General features: G+C 60.7%; 17 protein-coding genes. 2 read left to right on the forward strand and 15 right to left on the reverse strand.

What is annotated here, in order from left to right:
• Positions 1–158: 158 nt before the first annotated feature.
• From Q0X85_RS15630 to Q0X85_RS15640, 3 genes are all read right to left on the reverse strand, one after another.
• Positions 159–1,286 (reverse strand): aminotransferase class V-fold PLP-dependent enzyme, encoded by a 1,128-nt coding sequence (locus Q0X85_RS15630; protein WP_297773467.1) that lies wholly within the window; start codon positions 1,284–1,286, stop codon positions 159–161.
• A 64-nt stretch (positions 1,287–1,350) separates the two neighbouring features.
• Complete coding sequence (locus tag Q0X85_RS15635) at positions 1,351–1,809, reverse strand: Lrp/AsnC family transcriptional regulator (protein ID WP_297773468.1); 459 nt, start codon at positions 1,807–1,809, stop codon at positions 1,351–1,353.
• Positions 1,806–2,261: an Lrp/AsnC family transcriptional regulator gene (locus Q0X85_RS15640; protein WP_297773469.1), complete on the reverse strand. Its 456-nt coding sequence runs from the start codon at positions 2,259–2,261 to the stop codon at positions 1,806–1,808. The genes Q0X85_RS15635 and Q0X85_RS15640 overlap by 4 nt, the downstream gene beginning before the upstream one ends.
• Before the next feature lie 127 nt (positions 2,262–2,388).
• Here Q0X85_RS15640 and ilvC point away from each other — a divergent pair, with 127 nt between their 5' ends.
• Entirely contained in the window at positions 2,389–3,411 is a 1,023-nt protein-coding gene (gene ilvC / locus Q0X85_RS15645) for a ketol-acid reductoisomerase (protein ID WP_050662886.1), read from the forward strand.
• Between the two features lie 55 nt (positions 3,412–3,466).
• Here the strand turns inward: ilvC and Q0X85_RS15650 are convergent, their stop codons facing one another.
• Positions 3,467–3,628: a hypothetical protein gene (locus Q0X85_RS15650; protein WP_297773471.1), complete on the reverse strand. Its 162-nt coding sequence runs from the start codon at positions 3,626–3,628 to the stop codon at positions 3,467–3,469.
• 106 nt (positions 3,629–3,734) lie between these two features.
• Between Q0X85_RS15650 and Q0X85_RS15655 the strand changes: the two genes are divergently transcribed.
• The gene (locus tag Q0X85_RS15655) at positions 3,735–4,658 is read left to right on the forward strand and encodes a DMT family transporter (RefSeq protein ID WP_297773490.1); all 924 of its coding nucleotides are present in this window, start codon (positions 3,735–3,737) and stop codon (positions 4,656–4,658) included.
• 105 nt (positions 4,659–4,763) lie between these two features.
• Here Q0X85_RS15655 and folP read toward each other — a convergent pair whose 3' ends face one another.
• The 11 genes from folP to Q0X85_RS15710 form a co-directional block, all read right to left on the reverse strand.
• Entirely contained in the window at positions 4,764–5,789 is a 1,026-nt protein-coding gene (gene folP / locus Q0X85_RS15660) for a dihydropteroate synthase (RefSeq protein ID WP_297773473.1), read from the reverse strand.
• A 120-nt stretch (positions 5,790–5,909) separates the two neighbouring features.
• Positions 5,910–6,839, reverse strand: a complete 930-nt coding sequence (locus Q0X85_RS15665; protein WP_297773475.1) for a dihydroneopterin aldolase — start codon at positions 6,837–6,839, stop codon at positions 5,910–5,912.
• 485 nt (positions 6,840–7,324) lie between these two features.
• The gene (locus Q0X85_RS15670) at positions 7,325–8,437 is read right to left on the reverse strand and encodes a TIR domain-containing protein (protein ID WP_297773476.1); all 1,113 of its coding nucleotides are present in this window, start codon (positions 8,435–8,437) and stop codon (positions 7,325–7,327) included.
• A gap of 359 nt (positions 8,438–8,796) precedes the next feature.
• Positions 8,797–10,470, reverse strand: a complete 1,674-nt coding sequence (gene ctaD, locus Q0X85_RS15675) for a cytochrome c oxidase subunit I (RefSeq protein ID WP_297773477.1) — start codon at positions 10,468–10,470, stop codon at positions 8,797–8,799.
• Positions 10,471–10,631: 161 nt separating this feature from the next.
• Complete coding sequence (locus Q0X85_RS15680; RefSeq protein WP_297773480.1) at positions 10,632–11,846, reverse strand: CapA family protein; 1,215 nt, start codon at positions 11,844–11,846, stop codon at positions 10,632–10,634.
• A 30-nt stretch (positions 11,847–11,876) separates the two neighbouring features.
• Positions 11,877–12,686, reverse strand: a complete 810-nt coding sequence (locus Q0X85_RS15685; RefSeq protein WP_297773482.1) for a L,D-transpeptidase — start codon at positions 12,684–12,686, stop codon at positions 11,877–11,879.
• 56 nt (positions 12,687–12,742) lie between these two features.
• Complete coding sequence (locus Q0X85_RS15690) at positions 12,743–12,976, reverse strand: hypothetical protein (RefSeq protein ID WP_297773483.1); 234 nt, start codon at positions 12,974–12,976, stop codon at positions 12,743–12,745.
• Positions 12,977–12,988: 12 nt separating this feature from the next.
• Entirely contained in the window at positions 12,989–14,392 is a 1,404-nt protein-coding gene (locus Q0X85_RS15695; protein WP_297773484.1) for an MBOAT family protein, read from the reverse strand.
• A gap of 15 nt (positions 14,393–14,407) precedes the next feature.
• Positions 14,408–15,184, reverse strand: a complete 777-nt coding sequence (locus Q0X85_RS15700) for a DUF459 domain-containing protein (protein WP_297773486.1) — start codon at positions 15,182–15,184, stop codon at positions 14,408–14,410.
• A gap of 80 nt (positions 15,185–15,264) precedes the next feature.
• Positions 15,265–15,975 (reverse strand): GDSL-type esterase/lipase family protein, encoded by a 711-nt coding sequence (locus tag Q0X85_RS15705; RefSeq protein WP_297773487.1) that lies wholly within the window; start codon positions 15,973–15,975, stop codon positions 15,265–15,267.
• A gap of 69 nt (positions 15,976–16,044) precedes the next feature.
• Positions 16,045–18,279, reverse strand: a complete 2,235-nt coding sequence (locus Q0X85_RS15710) for a hypothetical protein (protein ID WP_297773488.1) — start codon at positions 18,277–18,279, stop codon at positions 16,045–16,047.
• Between the last annotated feature and the right edge of the window lie 430 nt (positions 18,280–18,709).

The raw sequence follows: 18,709 nt of genomic DNA on the forward strand, positions 1-18,709 counted from the left end.
GATGTGGCGTGCAACGTGTTGAGTTTAGAATGACTTGGCTGGCATAAAGCGCCCGCAAAGGCCGTTGCATCGCCAGTCCCCGGCCCTGCGACCGCGCGGCACCTTCTGGCGGGATGCAACGTCCGCTCCAGGCCAAAATTAGCATTTAGCCCCCAGAGTTACAAAACCCGGTCGAGCACCGTCTCCAGCCGGTTCAACGCGGCGGGCACGTCATACAGCTTGTCCAGCCCGAAGAGGCCCAGCCGGAAGGTCTGAAAGCCCTCGGGCTCGCCCACCTGCAAGGGCACGCCGGCGGCGATCTGCATCCCTTGGGCGGCAAATTTCTTGCCGTTCTGGATGTCGGGATCGGCCGTATAGCTGACCACCACCCCCGGCGCGCCAAAGCCGTCTGCGGCGACCGAGGTCACACCGCGCGCGGCCAGCATTGCGCGCACTCCGTCGCCCAATTCCCATTGCGCCTCGCGTAATTTGTCGAAGCCATAGTCACGCGTCTCGATCATCGTGTCGCGGAAGGCGCGCAGCGCATCGGTGGGCATGGTGGCGTGATAGGCGTGGCCGCCATCCTCGTAGGTCTGCATGATCGCGCGCCATTTCTTGAGGTCGAGCGCGAAACTGTCCGAGGAGGTCCCTTCCAGTCGCGCCAACGCGCGCGCCGAAAGCATCACCAGTCCGGCCGAGGGCGAGGCCGACCAGCCCTTTTGCGGCGCGGAAATCAGCACGTCGACGCCGGTGGCCTTCATGTCGATCCAGGCGCAGCCCGAGGCGATACAGTCGAGCACCATCAGCGCGCCCACCTCATGCGCGGCCTCGGCCAGGGCTGTCACGTAGTCATCGGGCAGAATCAGCCCGGCGGACGTCTCCACATGCGGGGCAAAGACGACATCTGGCTTGGCCTCCCGGATCTTCGCCACGACCTCCTCGATGGGGGCCGGGGCAAAGGGCGTGGTCGAGCCGTTGCCGGTCTGACGCGCCATGCAGACGGTGGTGTCTGACGTGAATTGCCCTGCGTCGAAAATCTGGCTCCAGCGGAACGAAAACCAGCCGTTGCGCACGATGAGCACATGCGCGCCGCGCCCGAACTGGCGCGCCACGGATTCCATTGCGTAAGAGCCGCCACCGGGCACGAGCGCCACGGCATCGGCGGCATAGACCTCTTTCAGCATGGCTGAAATATCGCACATAACACCTTGAAACAATTTGCTCATATGGTTGAGTGACCGGTCGGTGAACACGACCGAATATTCCAAGAGGCCGTCGGGATCGACTGTGTCGAGAAGGGCAGTCATGGGGGATCTCCTGTTGGGTTGCGCGCAGGATGCCGCGCAGGCCCGGGGATGTCCAGCCTCGGGCCTAGCCAATCGGGCCGGGGCGACGTTCCTCGGACAAAAGCACATTCGCCTCAACATTGCCGACACCGGGAAGGGTCATGATCCGGCGGCGCAACACGCGCTCGAAATCCGAGATGTCGCGTGCCACGACGCGCAGCCGGTAATCGTAAAGCCCGAGGATATGTTCGACCGTCTGCACCTCGGGGATGGCCGAGACCGCGCGTTCGAAATCCTCAAGGCTGACGCGGCCCTTGGTGGCGAGTTTCACTCCGAGAAAGACGGTGACGCCGAACCCCAGTTTTTCGTGATCGAGATCAAGGCGTTGCGCCTTGATGACGCCGCTATCGTGCAGCTTGCGGATGCGCCGCCACGCGGCGGGCTGCGACAGCCCCAGACGGCGGCCGATGGCGCTTGCCGATTGGGTGGCGTCCTCGGTCAGCGCGCGGAGGATCAGCCGATCGGTGGTATCAAGCTCGATCATACCGGCAGCACCTCGTCGGACTTGATCCGTGCCACATGCATCAGCGCCTCGATATCGGCGATATGCGGCAGGGTCAGGATGGCGCGGCGGTAAAGGTCCTGATAATGCGCCATGTCGCGCGCGATGACCGACAGGCGCAGATCGACGCGGCCAAGGAAGGTTTGTATTTCAATGACTTCCGGAACGTTCCTCGCAGCCTCCAGGAACTCGTCAAAGGCGCGGACCTGCGTCTTGTCAAGAGTGATGCGCAAGGAAACCTCTACCTCGTAGCCGAGCGCGCGCCAGTCGATCATCGCACAATTGGCGCGGATCACCCCCGTGGCCTGCATCCGGTCGAGCCGCCGCGCGCAGGTGGCAGGGGTCACGCCCGCCAGATCGGCCAGTTCGGCGGGGCCGAGATGGGGCGCGTGCTGATAGTGGCGCAGGATGCGCCGATCAGTGTCATCAAGCATGAAATTTTATCCAATAGACAATTATGCGAATGAATATCACGGTAACTAAGGAAATTAAATCACTTTTGATCCCCTTATCTGCGGCCGCAGCCTATCCTGACGGCAGTCAAGCAAAGAGGAGAACGCCATGCGCGTCTATTACGATCGTGACTGCGACATCAACCTGATCAAGGACAAGAAGGTCGCCATTCTGGGCTATGGTAGCCAGGGCCATGCCCATGCGCTTAACCTGCGCGATTCAGGCGCGAAAAACCTCGTCGTCGCGCTGCGCGAAGGGTCGGCATCGGCCAAGAAGGCCGAAGGTGAGGGTCTCAAGGTCATGGGCATCGCCGAGGCAGCGGCCTGGTGCGACCTGATGATGTTCACCATGCCCGACGAGTTGCAGGGCGAGACCTATCGCAAATATGTGCATGACAACATCAAGCCCGGCGCGGCGATTGCTTTTGCCCACGGCCTCAACATCCATTTCGGCCTGATCGAGCCGAAAGAGGGCGTAGACGTGATCATGATGGCGCCCAAGGGCCCCGGTCACACGGTGCGCGGCGAATATGTCAAGGGCGGCGGCGTGCCCTGTCTTGTTGCAGTCAACAACGATGCGTCCGGTAAGGCATTGGAAATCGGGCTTTCCTACTGCTCGGCCATCGGTGGCGGGCGCTCGGGGATCATCGAGACCAACTTCCGCGAGGAATGCGAAACCGACCTCTTCGGCGAGCAGGCGGTGCTCTGCGGTGGTCTGGTGGAACTGATCCGCATGGGCTTTGAGACGCTGGTCGAGGCGGGCTATGCGCCTGAGATGGCTTACTTTGAGTGCTTGCACGAGGTGAAGCTGATCGTCGACCTGATCTACGAGGGCGGCATTGCCAACATGAACTACTCGATCTCGAACACGGCCGAGTATGGCGAATATGTCAGCGGCCCGCGCGTGCTGCCCTATGAGCAGACCAAGAAAGAGATGAAGGCGATCCTGCACGACATTCAGACCGGCAAATTCGTGCGTGATTTCATGACGGAAAACACCGTCGGTCAGCCGTTCTTCAAGGGCACACGCCGGATGAACGACGCGCATCAGATCGAGGAAGTCGGCGAGAAGCTGCGCGGCATGATGCCATGGATCAGCGCGGGCAAGATGGTCGATCGCGAAAAGAACTAAGTCTCTGTCCGCAAAGCGGGATCCGGCCCGTTGCATGGGCCGGATCGCGTCATCTTTACGGGGCCTTCCTGTGGGCATCACCGTCCCGCGCGAGGGCACTCTTGGGGGCCTCCGCTGATTTGCGCCGTTCTTCGGTTTTGCGCTTGCCGCGCAGGGCCAGTATCAGCACCAGTACCAAGGTGATCAGGGCCAGCCCGGGTATCAGATAGATATCCATGTCGGTCCTCCTTTCATTACTGGCGCATTCACGTGGTTTGCCGAGCCGTCCCGTCAATCGGGGCAATCGGTCACGGGGGTGTCTGCCGTCGCTCGAGGTTGGTCAAATCATTGAAATTGCACCCATAAACTTCCTTCGGATCGGAGCGCTTGGGTTGATCTGGGGGGCGTCGTTCATGTTTATCTCGGTGGCGCTGCGTGACACCGGGCCGCTTATGGTCGCGGCGACACGGATTACCTTGGGGGCGGTGTTCCTGCTGGTCCTGGTGTGGCTGAAGGGCCGGTCGTTGCCCGATCCTCGCCAGCCTGAAGGGCGTATGATTTGGGCATTCTCATGCATCATGGCGTTGTTTTCAAACGTTATTCCGTTTTCACTTCTGGCTTGGGCGCAGCAATCGGTGGCCTCGGGCTTTGCCGGGGTCTGCATGGCGGCGGTGCCGCTCTTGATCCTGCCGCTGGCGCATCTTCTGGTGCCGGGTGAACGGATGACCCTGCGCAAGCTGGTGGGGTTCATTTTGGGGACCGTGGGGGTGGTTGTTCTGATCGGTCCCGACGCTTTCGCGTCAACCGGTAAAGATTTGGAATCATTGGCAAGAGTGGCATGTCTCGGAGCGGCCGGCGGGTATGCGATCGGCTCTATCGCAACCAGGCTGTCGCCTGAGGTGGATCGCCTTTCTCTGTCCGCGGCTGTCATGCTCTTGGCCGCTTGCCTGATCACGCCGGTGGCGCTGTGGGTCGAAGGCTGGCCTACGGAATTGACACAAAAGAGTATTCTGGCGCTGCTGTACCTTGGGGTCTTGCCCACCGGCTATGCGCAGTTGCTCCTCGTGCAGGTCAATCGGGAAGCGGGACCGAGTTTCTTCAGCTTGGTCAATTACATGGTGCCGGTCTGGTCGGTGATCCTCGGCGCACTTGTCTTGTCTGAGACGTTGCCACCAAGCTTGTTTGCGGCAATGGCGCTCATTCTCGTCGGTGTCGGGATGAGCCAATGGGGGGCATTGCGGCGTGTCTTCGGGCCGGGACGAGCTTAGCGGCGATCCGGGCTTGGGCTTGTGTCAGCTTCGGAGTAAGATCGCGAGAATATCGCTTATGTGAAATAATGGGCTCACATTCTGTGGCTATTTGCGAGTTTTAGATCAGGAATTGGCAAGAGAAACGTCCGAGGCGAAGTGAACAGCGCACCAGAGGTCGAGTGCCGCGCGGGTCTCTGCCACGTCATGCACACGCAAGAATTGCACGCCCTGCGCCACGCCCGAGAGCGCCACGGCGAGCGAGCCCGGAATGCGATCGGCGGCATGGGGTGTGTTGCTTATATCCCCGATGAAGCGCTTGCGCGACGCCCCGAGAAGAAGCGGACAGCCCAAGCCGTGCAACAGTGACAGGTTCTGCAAGAGGCGCAGATTATGCGCCTGTGTCTTGCCAAATCCTATGCCGGGATCGACGACAATCCGACCACGCGGGATGCCAAGTGCGACGAGCGCCTCGACCCGGCCCGACAGCCAGTCAAAGACGTCGAGGACCACGTCGCTGTAGCGCGGATCCTGTTGCATTGTTTCGGGGCTGCCTTGTGCATGCATGACGCAGACGGGCAAGGCGTGCTGCGACGCGAAGGGGGCAAGCTCCGGGTCGAATGTGAAGCCCGCCACATCATTGATGAGGTTCGCGCCGACACGCGCGGCCTCGCGGGCGACAACGCTCTTTCGGGTGTCAATCGAGATCGGCGTGGCGATCTCGGCACGGATTGCGGCGATAACGGGTGCGGTGCGCATGATCTCGTCTTCGGGATCCACAGTCGCCGCGCCAGGGCGCGTGGATTCGCCGCCCACATCAAGAATTGACGCGCCCGCGGCACTCATGGCGCGGGCATGGGCAAGGGCCTGTGCCGGGTTAAAATGCGCGCCACCGTCAGAAAAACTATCGGGCGTGACATTGAGAATGCCCATGAGTTGGGGCTGGTTCATCTCCAGCCCGGCAAGCGGTGCTCTTGGCGCTGTGAGGCGCTCTGTGATCTCGTGCGGCAGGTCGGCCGCAGACAAAAGACGGGGGTGTTCCTGTCTGTCCAAAACCTCGACGCTGTCGAACCAGCACCAGCCCCCTGCGAGGGGGAGGGCGTGCGGCGGGCGAGCGTGATCGATGCGAGGGATCGGGCGGTAGTAGGGCATTTGCATTCCGTTCCAAGCGACGTCTGGGATAGAGTGGTCTGGGGCCGGCAAGGTCAACAGACAGGGCAGGCGGGGCATGCCCTGCCGCATCACAGACGGCGGCCTCAGATCAGGCTGCTGCTAGAGTCCAGATTGGGCAATGTCCTGTATCAATACAGGGACGCGGCAGGATTTGGGAGGGGCCTCGCCAATCAGCAGAAGATCCGATGCCTCGATATGACCCGCGAACCATGCGGCAAGCCCGACAGGATCATCGGTCGCAAGCCCTGGTCCCTCCACAGCGTCGAGAACAATCTTGGACGGTGCCCAAACGCTGATCTGGCCCTGTTTCATGGACCAGTCCAGCTCGGTGCGTGTCGCCACCACAACGCAGCGGTCATCACGTCCGCCCAGCACCCAGGCGTTTTGCTCCATGGCCAGCAAATCCACCCGGCGCTGTGTCATCCGGTGACCTGTTTGCGGGGCAGGGATGTCGGCGCGCCCGACACAAAGGATCACCGGCTCGGCCCGGGCTTCGAGCTGATCGAGCCAGCGGGCGAGGTTGGGTGACCGGATTGCGCCATTTGTCAGAAAGACCACATGCGGATGCGGGGTAGTATCCGAATGCGGGGTGACTGGTTTGGTATTGAGGTCGTCGATTGATCTGACAATCTCGACACCGAGGGCACCCGGACCGCGATCGAGCTTTTCGATGCGGACAAATGTGCGAACGGCCTGTGGCTCCCACAGGATGCGCTCGGCGATACGCTCGGCAAGCGTCTCCAGAAGGTTGAGGCGCTCTGCCGCGAGTTCGGCTGCGATCGCCTCTGTCACCTTGTCATAGCTCAGGATGCGATCCACGTCATCTTCGAGCGGGTTATTCATGGGGCGGACTTCGACCACGACATTGAACGAGACCCGCTGATTGGTACCGCGTTCGGCCTGAAACGCCCCTATCTCGACCTCGACGATGTGATCGCGCACCGATATGCGATCCAATGGCCCATCTGGCGCGGTAGCGCGGGCGCGGGCGGCGGGGTGCTCGAAGGCGAGGCGGATTTCTTGGGTCATGAGTGTGGTCCGTGCGTAGCTTGCAAGGGGGGATAGCACGCGGGGCAAAGACTGTGAAAGGGTGAATGCGACAGGGTGGGGCGGGTTGGCGGCAAGTGCAGCGATTCGATGGTTAACGGCCTTGCCCTGCAGGACATGCGGCATCTGCACCGCGTCGGTATCACGTCGGTATCGTGTCGGTGCGGGGAGGATAAGGGGCGAGGGTTAATGTGGCGAACGATGCGCAACGGCGCAAGATGTAGGACGGGGAAAGAGGTGGGGTTTGGCTCCGGTCCGAAGCGGCCCCGGTGCGAAACCGCGGGGCTGGTGATAGCGGACCTTCATGCTGGATCAGTTGAGTGAGCGGTATGCGGACTTAGGGTGAATTCGCTTCGGTCGCGCCAATAACCGCATTGGTGATCCCTCAGAAAAACTCCTTTGGAGAAGTGGTTCGACGTTGATATGTGATCCGAATACAAAACGCTAAGTCCAGAATTGAGCTAAAACTAGACTAACCCTTCGCGTTCTAGCACGGCCCTTATCTCTTCAAAGGCTGCGGAGATATTGTTTTTTCGGAAGCGAATTTGACCGAGGCCGTGAATGTTCGAGAACTCCTCGCAGCCTTCTTCCAGCACTACGATAGCTTTGGTAAATCCCAATCGCCCTTGGAAGAGTCCAACTTCATGAATTACATTCATCCTCGCTTGCATCGTGCCGTCGGCCTTCTCATCTTCTGCCGTCAAGAGTATGAGGGCACAACTGGCCCCTTCCAGCATCTCGGATAACCGAGCTATGTTTGTAACTCCTGCAACTGGCACGCGGTTGAATTCCTCGTAAGGGAGCTTCAGCCGGTCAACGACAAAGTCTTTCAGTTCCCGCCACAACAATGAGCGACCATGCCCAATGAAAACGTTCGTACCAATCCGCGCCGAACGTTGTGTGCTTCTCTCCTTCCGTGACATATGAGAACCGGCCTTCCTGATGATTGCAGCCAGATCGGACGCCACATCACAAGGCACCTGAAGCGCCGCGGTTTCGGCGATTATTTCTTGGTGCGGCGCAATCTGAACACCGGCTAGTGCTGCGTTGCTGTCCCTAGACATCATCTGACCGCTCGGAAGCATTGCTCTGCACATATTGGAATAAGTTAGAATATTGATGCCTTCAGCCTCTTCTTTGAGACGTTCGAGGAAAGTATCTTCACGATCATCCAGCGCTACCGTTAGGACTGACAAGAGTTCACCAAGCGCTCGATTTACTAGAGATGTCAAATCCGAACTCGCTTCTTCGACACCGCTCAAATCGGGATGATCTGCCCGCTCGTATATTGCATTTTTGACGGCCTCAGCGGGATACTCACACCATGAACCTACCGTGCCCATACTAGTTAAGCTCATATCTTTGAGCCCCCACTCTGCGCTGAATTGAGCTCCGGGAGGTCTTGGATCCAAATTTTCGTAGTAGACCAATGCGTGATATCCGAGGTTCGACCCGCTCCAAGATTTATGGACTTCTGTGGCGGCGTCGGTCAGCGCCTTCAGCGTTTCCTTATGCTCAATTTGAAAGTCTTTGGCTGCCGTCTCTAATTGATCGGCCAGCTCTAAAAGCTCGATTGACAACTCTTCATTTCCTTACAGGGCGGCACCTTGCGCGCGTGCAGCGTTTAACATGTAGATTCTTCCGTTGATTCCTATAGCAGACGTCGGTGGAACTCGCAGCATCCGCCAAAATGGACTCGGTCCTGCCGCTCGCCGCAGTCGGTTTGAAGGTCGGCTGTCGGGATACGGCCCAAACCTCCCGCTGTCGCTTGTCTGACAGTCATGCCGCCGGGTGCGCGGCTTTCTGCGCGCCACGCTGATAAGTGCTCTGTCGCCGTGGCGGATGGGGGGCTTTCTCGTCCGGGCCGCGTGCGGTCTTCCCCGTTCACGAGACAGGCCCCGGATTGCTCCGGGGCCTGCGTCTTGTCGGTTCATCCGGTTCAGTGGGCCGGTGACTTGTCCCAGTCTTCACGCTTGGGAAGCTGCTCGAACGTGTGCTCGGGCGGCGGCGAGGGCAGGGTCCATTCCAGCGTGTCGGCGTATTCGTTCCAGGGGTTGGCCTGGGTCGACTTGGCCCCGCGCATCAGCGTGTAGATCACGATGCCGAAGAAGAAGACGAACGACGCAAAAGAGATGAAGGCCCCGATCGACGACCACCAGTTCCAGACCGCGAAGGCCTCGGGGTAGTCGATATAGCGGCGCGGCATGCCCTGACGGCCCAGGAAGTGCTGCGGGAAGAAGGTCAGGTTCGCGCCGATGAACATCGCCCAGAAGTGCAGCTTGCCTGCCCATTCGGGGATCATCCGGCCCGTCATCTTGGGGAAGTAGAAGTAGATCCCGGCGAAGATGGCAAACACAGCGCCGAGGCTCATCACGTAGTGGAAATGCGCCACCACGTAGTAGGTATCGTGATAGGCGCGGTCCACCGCCGCCTGGCTGAGCACGATGCCGGTGACGCCGCCGACGGTGAACAGGAACAGGAAGCCGAACGCCCAGAGCATCGGTGTCTTGAACTCGATCGAGCCGCCCCACATGGTCGCGATCCAACTGAACACCTTGACGCCCGTTGGCACCGCGATGACCATTGTGGCCAGCATGAAATAGCTCTGCTGAGTGAGCGACATGCCGACGGTATACATGTGGTGCGCCCACACGACAAAGCCGAGAACACCAATCGCGATCAGCGCCCAGACCATCGGCAGGTAGCCAAAGATCGGCTTGCGCGAGAAGGTCGCGATCACGTGGCTGATGATGCCAAAGCCGGGCAGGATGATGATGTACACTTCCGGGTGACCAAAGAACCACAGGATGTGCTGGTAAAGGACCGGGTCGCCGCCGCCTGCGGGATCAAAGAACGTCGTCCCGAAGTTGCGGTCGGTGAGCAGCATCGTGATGGCGCCCGCAAGGACCGGCAGGGACAGCAGGATGAGCCACGCTGTCACGAAAATCGACCATGAAAAGAGCGGCACCTTGAAGAGGGTCATGCCCGGTGCGCGCATGTTGAGGAATGTCGTGATCATGTTGATCGCGCCCAGGATCGAGCTTGCGCCTGAGACGTGCACGGCAAAGATTGCCAGATCCATCGACATGCCCGCCTCGTTGACCGAGAGCGGCGGATACAGCACCCACCCCACGCCGGAGCCGAGCTGACCGTTGCCGCCCGGGGCGAGCAGCGAGGCCACGCCCAACGACGTCCCCGCGACATAGAGCCAGAACGACAGGTTGTTCATCCGCGGGAACGCCATGTCCGGCGCGCCGATCTGCAGCGGCATGAAATAGTTGCCAAAGCCACCGAACAGGGCGGGAATGACCACGAAGAACATCATAAGGACGCCATGATAGGTAATCATAACGTTCCAGAGGTGCCCGTTGGGCGTACAATTGGCAACGTCGGACGCGATGAACCGCGCGCCTTCCATGCACATGTACTGAACGCCCGGTTCCATCAGTTCCATCCGCATATAGACGGTGAACATGACCGAGATGAGACCGACGATCGCCGAGGTGATCAGGTAAAGGATACCGATATCCTTGTGGTTCGTTGACATGAACCACCGGGTAAAGAACCCGCGCTGATCTTCGTGTTCGTGGCCGTGAATGGCTGCGTCTGCCATTTGATGCCTCCTGCTGATGTTTCTGACGGGCACGCAGACTCGCATCGGCACACACGCCCGTGATCCCTTGAGGTTTTAGAATGTCCGGCCCCGCGCGGCAATGTGCGAAATTGATGCAGATCAAAGAATTTTGTCGCACCCCTTGGCGATATCACCGGCGCTTACATCAAATCTGGCAGATCGCATTCCACCCGGTGTTCCAATTGGCAACAGAGGTCGGAGGTTCTAGGCCCGTAGGGCGCACCGTAGCAGACCGCGCCGCGCGTTGCGCTGTCTGACAGGGGGGCGATGGTCAGGCCGGACGCTCCGACCGATTGACGCGACAGACGGCTCAGATGCGCGAGCGTGGCCCGCGTGCGTGCGGGCGTCATCGGATGCGGGGCGAGTTCTGTGTTGCGCAGGGGCAAGACCTCTAGAGCCGACAGGCGGGCGCCTTCGGGGGTGATGCTGAAATACGCCTTGCCAAACAGGCCGTAGTCATGGCCCACGGGCAGGTGGCGGCGGTCGGCGCCGCCGATGAATATGAAATTACCGAGAGAGTAAAAGATGGCGTGATCCGGCCCGGTCTCGACCGCGCGCGGCACATGCGGGTGGTGGCCCAGCACCAGATGCACGCCAGCCTCGTCGACCGCACGGCGAAACATCGCCCTTTGGCCGGGGTTGAGGGCAGTCATGTTCTCTGTGCCGTAGTGAATCGACAGGATCTTGAGATCAGCCTCGGCCGTCTTCATCGCGGCGAGAACGCGGGTGTAGTGGCCGGGCGCGAACAACGTGACCATGCCGGGACGCGCGCTGTCGTCGCGCAGCGCATAGCCGCCATTGCCGATGCCAATCGCGCCGAGCGCCACGCGCAACCCATTGATTTCGCGGATATGAGGCTGAAATCCAGCCTCTCCACGCCCGACGCCCGCATGCAGGATATTCCGCTGTCTGGCCTCGGTCTCGAAATGGTCGAGCGTGTCGCGCAGACCGGGCCAGCCGTGATCGTAGGCGTGGTTGTTGGCGAGACCGAAGGCGTTCACGCCAAGATCCCTCAAGTGGCGAAACTGTTCGGGGTGACTGCGGAAGACAAATGTCTTGGACAAAGGCGTCCCATTGCGCGGCCCGACGACCGTTTCGACATTGACGAAGTTGACGTCGCCGTCAAATTCTCCTGCGATCGCTTCGGTGCTGTGGGCGAGGGGGTAGGTTGCGAACTTGCGCAATTTCTCGGGCTCGGGATTGGTGCGCGAGCGCGCAAAATTCACGTCGCCGCCAAATGTCACCACCAATTCGCGAGGCTGTGCGTCTGTCACGCTCGGCAAAACACTTGCAAGCATCGACGCCGCAAGCGCGCAGCACAGCGCAAGCGCGCCCTTGCCGGGGCGGGACGTCACGGGATCAGCCCCGTACAGGTGCACGGCATATCAGGCCGCATCCGTGAGAAACACGTTCACAAGAACGGTGTAGCCCATCTTTGTGCGCAGGTTCCCGGCGCTGTCTTTGAGCAACGTGCCGTCGCGCACATAGCCGCGTCGGGCGGTAAAGGACGACTTGGGCGTGGAGGCAAAATAGCGCGGCACCTCGCCCCAAAGCGGGCTTTGCTCCCCGGTTGCGCCCCCGGGGTGAATGAGGCCCCAGAACCGATCCATGTTGGCCTGTCGCATGCGCACGCAGCCGTGACTGTCGGGCGTTCCAAGCTTGCGGTAAAGCGATCGCGTGGTGCCGTGAAAGGCAATTCCCGAGGCCCGGCCGGAACTGTAGTGCAGGTCGTAATAGATCGCCTTGTACATGCCCGGAGAGCCCCAGCCACGGCGGTGCCGGGCCGGCCGTTCGTCTATGTTGAACACGCCGGGAATGGTCGGGCCTGAGCGGCGGTCACCCGGATAGGCGCGGCCGGTCGAGACGGGCCAACTATAGGCGGCATCCGTGGGTGTGATTGCGTCCCAATATCCCGGATCGCGCACCGCCAGATCCCAACCGGCGCCCTTGCGCGCCAGAACCCACATCTTCTGCCGTCCCTCGCCGCGAAACGCGGCGTCGACATAAACCACATGACTATACGCCTCGTGAATGCGGCTCGGCGGAATGTAGGCGTGCGCGCGGTTCAAGGCCGGGTTGTCAGTCAGCCCTTCAAGGTAATCAATGTCCAGATGCGGACCGCGCAGGGCGAGGGCGGGCGTCGATAAAAGGCACGCGGATGCGCCTGCCAGAAAATCGCGGCGTTTCAATAGCATGGTAAAATTCTCCCATCTTCAATCTTGCGTGCTCCGGCATAAGTCTCCTGCGTGGGTCATCCCAGCCCTGTGATGCGATGCAGCGCGGCGCGCAAGGCACCGAAAAGATCCGGCGCGCCAAGCGCGTCCTTGGCATCCTCGGCCTGAATGACAACCTCAAGAACCAGATCGTCAATCTTTCCAAGGTCCGGCATTGCAAACATCAAGTCAAGAAAACGCTCACCCGAGAGCAGCCACGACAGACCGAGTGCGCCCCAGAGCGTTGCTAAAAAGACGATATTCCGCTGCATCGGATGTCCCTCTCAGAACTGGAAATAAATGAACGGAGCGACGCCGTCCTGCGCCAGTGCAAAACAGATGACGGTTCCCAAGGCGAGACAAAGCGCCTGTACCAAGGGAGGGAACCGAATGAGCCGGGCCTCTGCTGCGTCACGCCAGCGCATCGGCAACCAATTCATTGCAAGCCCGATCGCGACGAGGGCGAGCACGGCCGTGCTGATCTCGACCGAGGCAGGGCCGTTGGTGCGGCCCATTGCAGCGATGATCGCCGTGCTGCCTTGCCAATCAGCGGCCCGGAATGGAATCCAAAGCGCCAGCACGAACACCAGCGTCAGAGGTGCAGACAGAATGGCCAGAGGCTTGAGCATCCTGAGCCGCGCCATCCCGCGTTCGGCCACCAGACCGGCCCCATGCAACAGGCCCCATATGAGAAAATTCCATCCCGCGCCATGCCAGAGCCCGGCCAAAGTCATGGTAATCATTACAGTCCGGATCTGGCGTAGCGCGCCGCCTGCGTTTCCGCCCAAAGGAATGTAAAGATAATCCCGGATCCAGGTGGAGAGTGAAATATGCCATCGCCGCCAGAAATCGGACAAGCCGCGCGCGCGGTAGGGCTGGTTGAAATTGCGCTTGAACCGATAGCCCATGAGCAGCGCCACACCGATGGCGATATCCGAATAGCCCGAAAAGTCACAGTAGATCTGTACGCCGTATCCAACGACAGCAAGCAGCGCCTCGGCACGACCCTGAAGGTCTGGAAAGGCGAAGACCGGGTCGACCAACAGCACCGAGAGATAGTTGGCGACCACCATTTTCTTGAAGAGGCCGGTCAGGATCAACAGCACCGCCGCACCCCGCATGGTGGCATCCACCATTGCCGGGCGGTCGATCTGCGGCAGGAAGTCCGCGGCGCGCACGATGGGGCCGGCAACGAGCTGCGGAAAGAACGAGATATAGAGAAACACGTCGATCGGATTGTGGCGGGGTGCAATCTTGCCCCGCCGGATGTCGAGAAGGTAGGAAATCGCCTGAAAAATGTAAAAACTGATCCCCACGGGCAGGATCACCCGCATCCACGCCAGATCACGCGCAAGGGCGCTGTCGCCAAGGAGTTGTTGCAGCGACAGGAAGAAGAAGTTGAAATACTTGAACACGCCTAGCGTCAGCAGCATGAGCGCCAGTGCGACCACAAGCACGCGCCGACCTCGGCGTGCATCGCGCACCCATAGACCTGCGCCCCATGCCAGCGCCGAGACACCGGCCATTAGCAACAGAAACCGCGCATCCCAAGCCGCATAGAACGTGTAGGACGCCGCGATCAGAACGCCTTTGCGAAGGGCCGCCCGCCTTTCGTCGCGCCCGATCCAGAGAGCAAGCGAAAGGACCACGGCGAAGAACAGGATAAAGTCCAGCGTCGGAAAGACCATGCCTGCCCTCTGATCCTATTGCAGAATGGCGAGGGCGAAGCGGCTTGCGGGCTGGCCGTCATCTTGGGCATATGTCGCGGGTCGCAACTGCTCAAATCGGTCCGTGAGTGCATCCAGGATGCGATCCGCCACGAGTTCGTACCCGCCGATAGTGAAATGCGATCCGTCCGAGGTTCGCATCGCCATTGCGCGCCCACCGACATTGACGGTGCGGGCAAAGCGGCCGTCGGGCGGGGCGGTAAACGGAGTAATCGGGAAATAAACCGCACCTGCGCGCTCTGCTTCTTCAGCGATCCAAGGGTTGATCCGGGCCAGATGCGCATTCAGGCCGCGATTGCCGTCCGGGCCGGGCCCGATCCAGTAGAGCACGATATCTCGCTCCGCAGCTACTTTGAGGATCTTGCGGATTTGCGCGCGATAGGCGGCCTCCCAGTCTTCGCTGCCATAGGGTGTACGCCCCTCGGGTGCGATGACGCCCTGCATGTCATTGGCCCCGAAATGCGCGACGACGACATCAGGATCAAGCTGATCGGCCATGGCGGCAAAGCGCGCCGGCCAGTCGTAGAAATCAGCGCGCGACAGGCCCGTCGAGACGCGGCCCCGGTTGGTCACGGTGGCAGGCAAGCCGCGCGCGGCGGCGCGGCGGACAAGCAGCATGCCGAACCCGTCGGCAAGGCTATCGCCGATCATGAGCATCCTTGCCGGATCGGCGGGGGAAATGCCCGGGCGCAAGTCCTGCGCGGTCTTGGGGAGAGGTGGCGGCGGCGGTGGCGCGGTCAGCAGGGCGCCCATGTCCTGAGCGTTAGCTGGGTCAGAGGCATCCGTGCAGGCGGCAAGTAGACAAGAAAACGCGAGCAGAGCCCAACGCCAACTCATTGCAACACCAGAGACCGCATGGAGGCGTCCCGGCTCGCGCGCTCAAATGTGTCGGCCACCTGCCGCCGCATCAATCCGGCGACAAGGTCATAGCCGATCTCGGTGAAATGCACCTGATCGCTGTGACGCAATTGCCGGGGTGAGCCGCCGACATTGGCCGTCATTACGAATTTTCCCTGGCCAAAGGTGGTCGCCATATGCGTGTCGACATAACGCACCCCGGCCTCGGTGGCAGCCCGCTCTTGCAACTCTGTCACCTCACGGTAGCTCTGCTCCAGATCCCGCCGCCCAACAACGGGCAGGCCAAGCCACACCACAGAGTCCGACACGGTGTTGAGGGACGAGGCCAGTTGGTTTGCCCGGCGCGTGTACTCCTCTTTCCAGTCCGCCTGGCCATAAATGAACCGGGTGCGGCCTTCGCGCATATTGACCAGATCGTTGGCTCCGATGCTCAAAACCGTCAAATCGGGTTTTACGCCGCCCAGTTTTGAAAGCCAGCTTTCGGGCCCGGAATGTGCCAAGCCGTCCGATACCGTCGTCGAGCGCATGACCTCGACCGTGCCGCAGCGACTGAAAGAGCGCCAGAACGCGCCCCAGATCCCGTCTGCGAGGCTGTCGCCCAGAACGGCAATGGTGACATCCGCGTCGGGGCACTGCACGTCTGACAGCGTCGCCTGTGCCGCGCGACCCGGTTGGGCACATATCATGACAAGAGTGGCCAGTGCGGCAATCGCCCCTTGGAACCTCTTTGAATATCCTGAAAACAATGGAGAATCCTATTCTGCGTCTGGGTTGGTTTGCTGGAGAGCCGCGAAACGCTCGACCGCCCCTACTGTTCTTGGGCCGGGTATTCCATCCACAAGCCCACGAAAAACGCCCTCATCCTGCAAGCGGTTTTGCAAGATGCGCACGATTTCATTGGGTCTGTCATTGATCTGATCCGTGAGGCGCTGCAACGCCGTGTCGTCGCGTCCGATCAAACCCTGCCAATAAAGATCCGCAGCGCGTCCGATATCTGCGGGCACTTCCGTGTCACCGGACTCGAGTATCCCTGCCAGAAAAGCGTTGGCGTGCAGATAGCCTTGCTCCACGGCCTTGGAAAACCAGTCTGCGGCGCGCGCCTTGGATTGTTCCACGACAATGCCGCCATTGTGGAAATATCCCATGAAGAATTGAGCGACCGGATTGCCCTCTTCCGCATCCGCCGAGGCGATTGGAAACGCGTCCGAGGCATCCTTGCCGTCGATCAACTCGCGCAGGTAGAGCAAGGTCAACACCTCGCCCGAGAGCCAGTCGCCGCGCGCGGTGCCGGCAAGCGCCAGCCGCTCGGCCTCGGCATAGTCGGGATCTTTGTCTCCCGGTGCAAAGGCCGCGTAGGCGGCGAGGCCGAAGGCGGCGGGGCGTGCTGCTGACATGCCTTTTGCGTAGGCCCTGCGCGCTTTGTCCATGTCGCCTGCCGCCTGATCTATCCGCCCGATCACAGTGATCACAGCCGGGTTTTCCGGGTGCTCTGTCAAAATGGACGAGCATATTTCGCGCGCCTTGGACCTGTCGATGCTGGACAAGAGACGCGGGCCGCCGTGTTGCGGCAGTCCCGCCGCAACCTGGCAAGGGCGGGCCGCTGCAACGGCCTCGGCCATTCGGTCCATCGCAGCCGTGGCCTTGTCGCGCTCGGCGCAGATTTCACAGGTCTCCAGCCACGTTTTCACAGCCTCGGCATTGTGCATGCCGATGGCATCTCGCAATCTTGCTGTTTCTTCAGCGAGGCGACCGTCCGCGAGGATCTCTGTAATCAACGCCTCAGCTGCCGCCTTCTGGTCGCATGCCACGCAAGAGTCGCGCCACTCACGCAAGCCGTTCAAGTCACGCGCGGCGCGCAGTGCCTCAAAGCGCGCCGCCTCGTCCGCCCGAGCGGCGTCTGCCGCCTCGAGCCGGGCAATGCGGGCCTCGGCCTCGTCCTTGAACTGGCAGAGATCGCAATGCGCGACGTATACTTTCAGACGATCCGTGGTGTCGTCTGCGCGAATTGATGACCATATTTCGGTTTCGAGATCGAGCGCCATCTGCCGGTCGGAGATGGTTTGCAGCCGCTCGTCGAGCTCCTCCTCATGCGGGCAATAGGTGCAATCTTCGAGATAGGCCGCGATTTGGTCGGGATCTTCGGTGTCGCGCAGGAACAGCGCCCGAAACTCCTCGCGACCGACTGCATTCTCCATCATCGGGATCAATGAGCCCTGTGTATGGCGGGCAACGACCGTCTCATCGCTGTCTTCTGTTCTCAGAATGAGAGAATACCGTGCGGCGCAGTCCTCCTCGCGTTTTACACTTCGGGTCATGGCGCCTGATATCCAACGTGTCGCCTCTGCCGCGGTCGTCGCCCCGTCACCGTCGCCAAACGGCACACGGTCGGCCAATCCGGCCAAAACGGCATATTCCAGCGGCGCGCGCTGATTGCGGCAGCTTTCGGCCTCGTTGCCCACGATAAGCACTGTCATCGCCATGCCGATCCGGTCAAAACTGCCACTGACCGCGTCAAGTGCGGCAGGCAACCGCTCTTGCGGATCGGCGACATGCACGAACGCGATTTGGCGTTGGGCCGGATTGAGTGCCCCGACGAGCGCTTCGAGCCTTGTCAAAAAGGCATCGAGCGGAACCGTTTCGTCGCGGATTGTGGCGGTCACGCCTTGGGTGCCGCCCGACAATTCAAGTGCGGTCACCAGATGCAGCGAACCACTCTTGACCGTGGTGCTGTCACGCGAGGAGAGGACTGTGGAAATCGGGTTTGACCGCAGGATTGCCGCAAGCACCTCTTCGTTGACGCTGTTGGGGGTCGGCAGGTCATCCAGAGCCAGAACCGACAGCCCGTCCTTGACAGGTCCGGGGGCGCTCTGGGCGGGATCTGCACCAAGAAATACAAGCCGTGGCGTATCAGGCGCCTGCGCTTGGGCGGACCCCGAGGCGCCCAGCAGGAAAGCGGCAAGAGCGGCAGGCAGGAAATGTGAGCGCGTCATAGGGTCGATCTCTGAAAAATTAATGGTCCAGAAAAAACTTGTCGATCAACTCAATTTTGTCAATCATTACAAGTATGCGGACACCGAAAACCTGACGGCCTGTGCTCTTGTTGAGCAAGCAGTCTTCGGACTTCGGGAATGCGCGAGCTGTTCAGGGGCAAGACCTTTGTGCGCAAAGGGCGATTTTTCCACCATCGCCTTCGCTGCGTGACACTACCCCTGCCTGACATAAAGACGCGGCTAGGGCAGGTAATCTGCAAGAGCGCAGGCCCATGGCATATTGGGCATAATCATTCCTTCTTTCTAGCAACTGTGTCTAGATGATCGGCTTTGCTTGCCAGGGGGTGCCTGATTTGAGGATGGCATTTGCGATGGTGGCGAGTCTGCGCGCGATTGCGACGATAACGACCTTGTGCGGTTTGCCACGCGC

Origin of the sequence: uncultured Roseovarius sp. (assembly GCF_947259555.1) — a bacterium.
In the GTDB taxonomy this organism is placed as follows: Bacteria; Pseudomonadota; Alphaproteobacteria; order Rhodobacterales; family Rhodobacteraceae; genus Roseovarius.

What these genes read in the sequence shown, in the direction of transcription:
- Q0X85_RS15650 (WP_297773471.1), bottom strand. Translation starts at nt 3,628, where the DNA reads ATGGATATCTATCTGATACCCGGGCTGGCCCTGATCACCTTGGTACTG.
- ctaD (WP_297773477.1), bottom strand. Translation starts at nt 10,470, where the DNA reads ATGGCAGACGCAGCCATTCACGGCCACGAACACGAAGATCAGCGCGGG.
- Q0X85_RS15685 (WP_297773482.1), bottom strand. Translation starts at nt 12,686, where the DNA reads ATGCTATTGAAACGCCGCGATTTTCTGGCAGGCGCATCCGCGTGCCTT.
- Q0X85_RS15690 (WP_297773483.1), bottom strand. Translation starts at nt 12,976, where the DNA reads ATGCAGCGGAATATCGTCTTTTTAGCAACGCTCTGGGGCGCACTCGGT.
- Q0X85_RS15700 (WP_297773486.1), bottom strand. Translation starts at nt 15,184, where the DNA reads ATGGGCGCCCTGCTGACCGCGCCACCGCCGCCGCCACCTCTCCCCAAG.
- Q0X85_RS15705 (WP_297773487.1), bottom strand. Translation starts at nt 15,975, where the DNA reads ATGATATGTGCCCAACCGGGTCGCGCGGCACAGGCGACGCTGTCAGAC.
- Q0X85_RS15635 (WP_297773468.1), bottom strand. Translation starts at nt 1,809, where the DNA reads ATGATCGAGCTTGATACCACCGATCGGCTGATCCTCCGCGCGCTGACC.
- ilvC (WP_050662886.1), top strand. Translation starts at nt 2,389, where the DNA reads ATGCGCGTCTATTACGATCGTGACTGCGACATCAACCTGATCAAGGAC.
- folP (WP_297773473.1), bottom strand. Translation starts at nt 5,789, where the DNA reads ATGCCCTACTACCGCCCGATCCCTCGCATCGATCACGCTCGCCCGCCG.
- Q0X85_RS15665 (WP_297773475.1), bottom strand. Translation starts at nt 6,839, where the DNA reads ATGACCCAAGAAATCCGCCTCGCCTTCGAGCACCCCGCCGCCCGCGCC.
- Q0X85_RS15710 (WP_297773488.1), bottom strand. Translation starts at nt 18,279, where the DNA reads ATGACGCGCTCACATTTCCTGCCTGCCGCTCTTGCCGCTTTCCTGCTG.
- Q0X85_RS15695 (WP_297773484.1), bottom strand. Translation starts at nt 14,392, where the DNA reads ATGGTCTTTCCGACGCTGGACTTTATCCTGTTCTTCGCCGTGGTCCTT.
- Q0X85_RS15640 (WP_297773469.1), bottom strand. Translation starts at nt 2,261, where the DNA reads ATGCTTGATGACACTGATCGGCGCATCCTGCGCCACTATCAGCACGCG.
- Q0X85_RS15630 (WP_297773467.1), bottom strand. Translation starts at nt 1,286, where the DNA reads ATGACTGCCCTTCTCGACACAGTCGATCCCGACGGCCTCTTGGAATAT.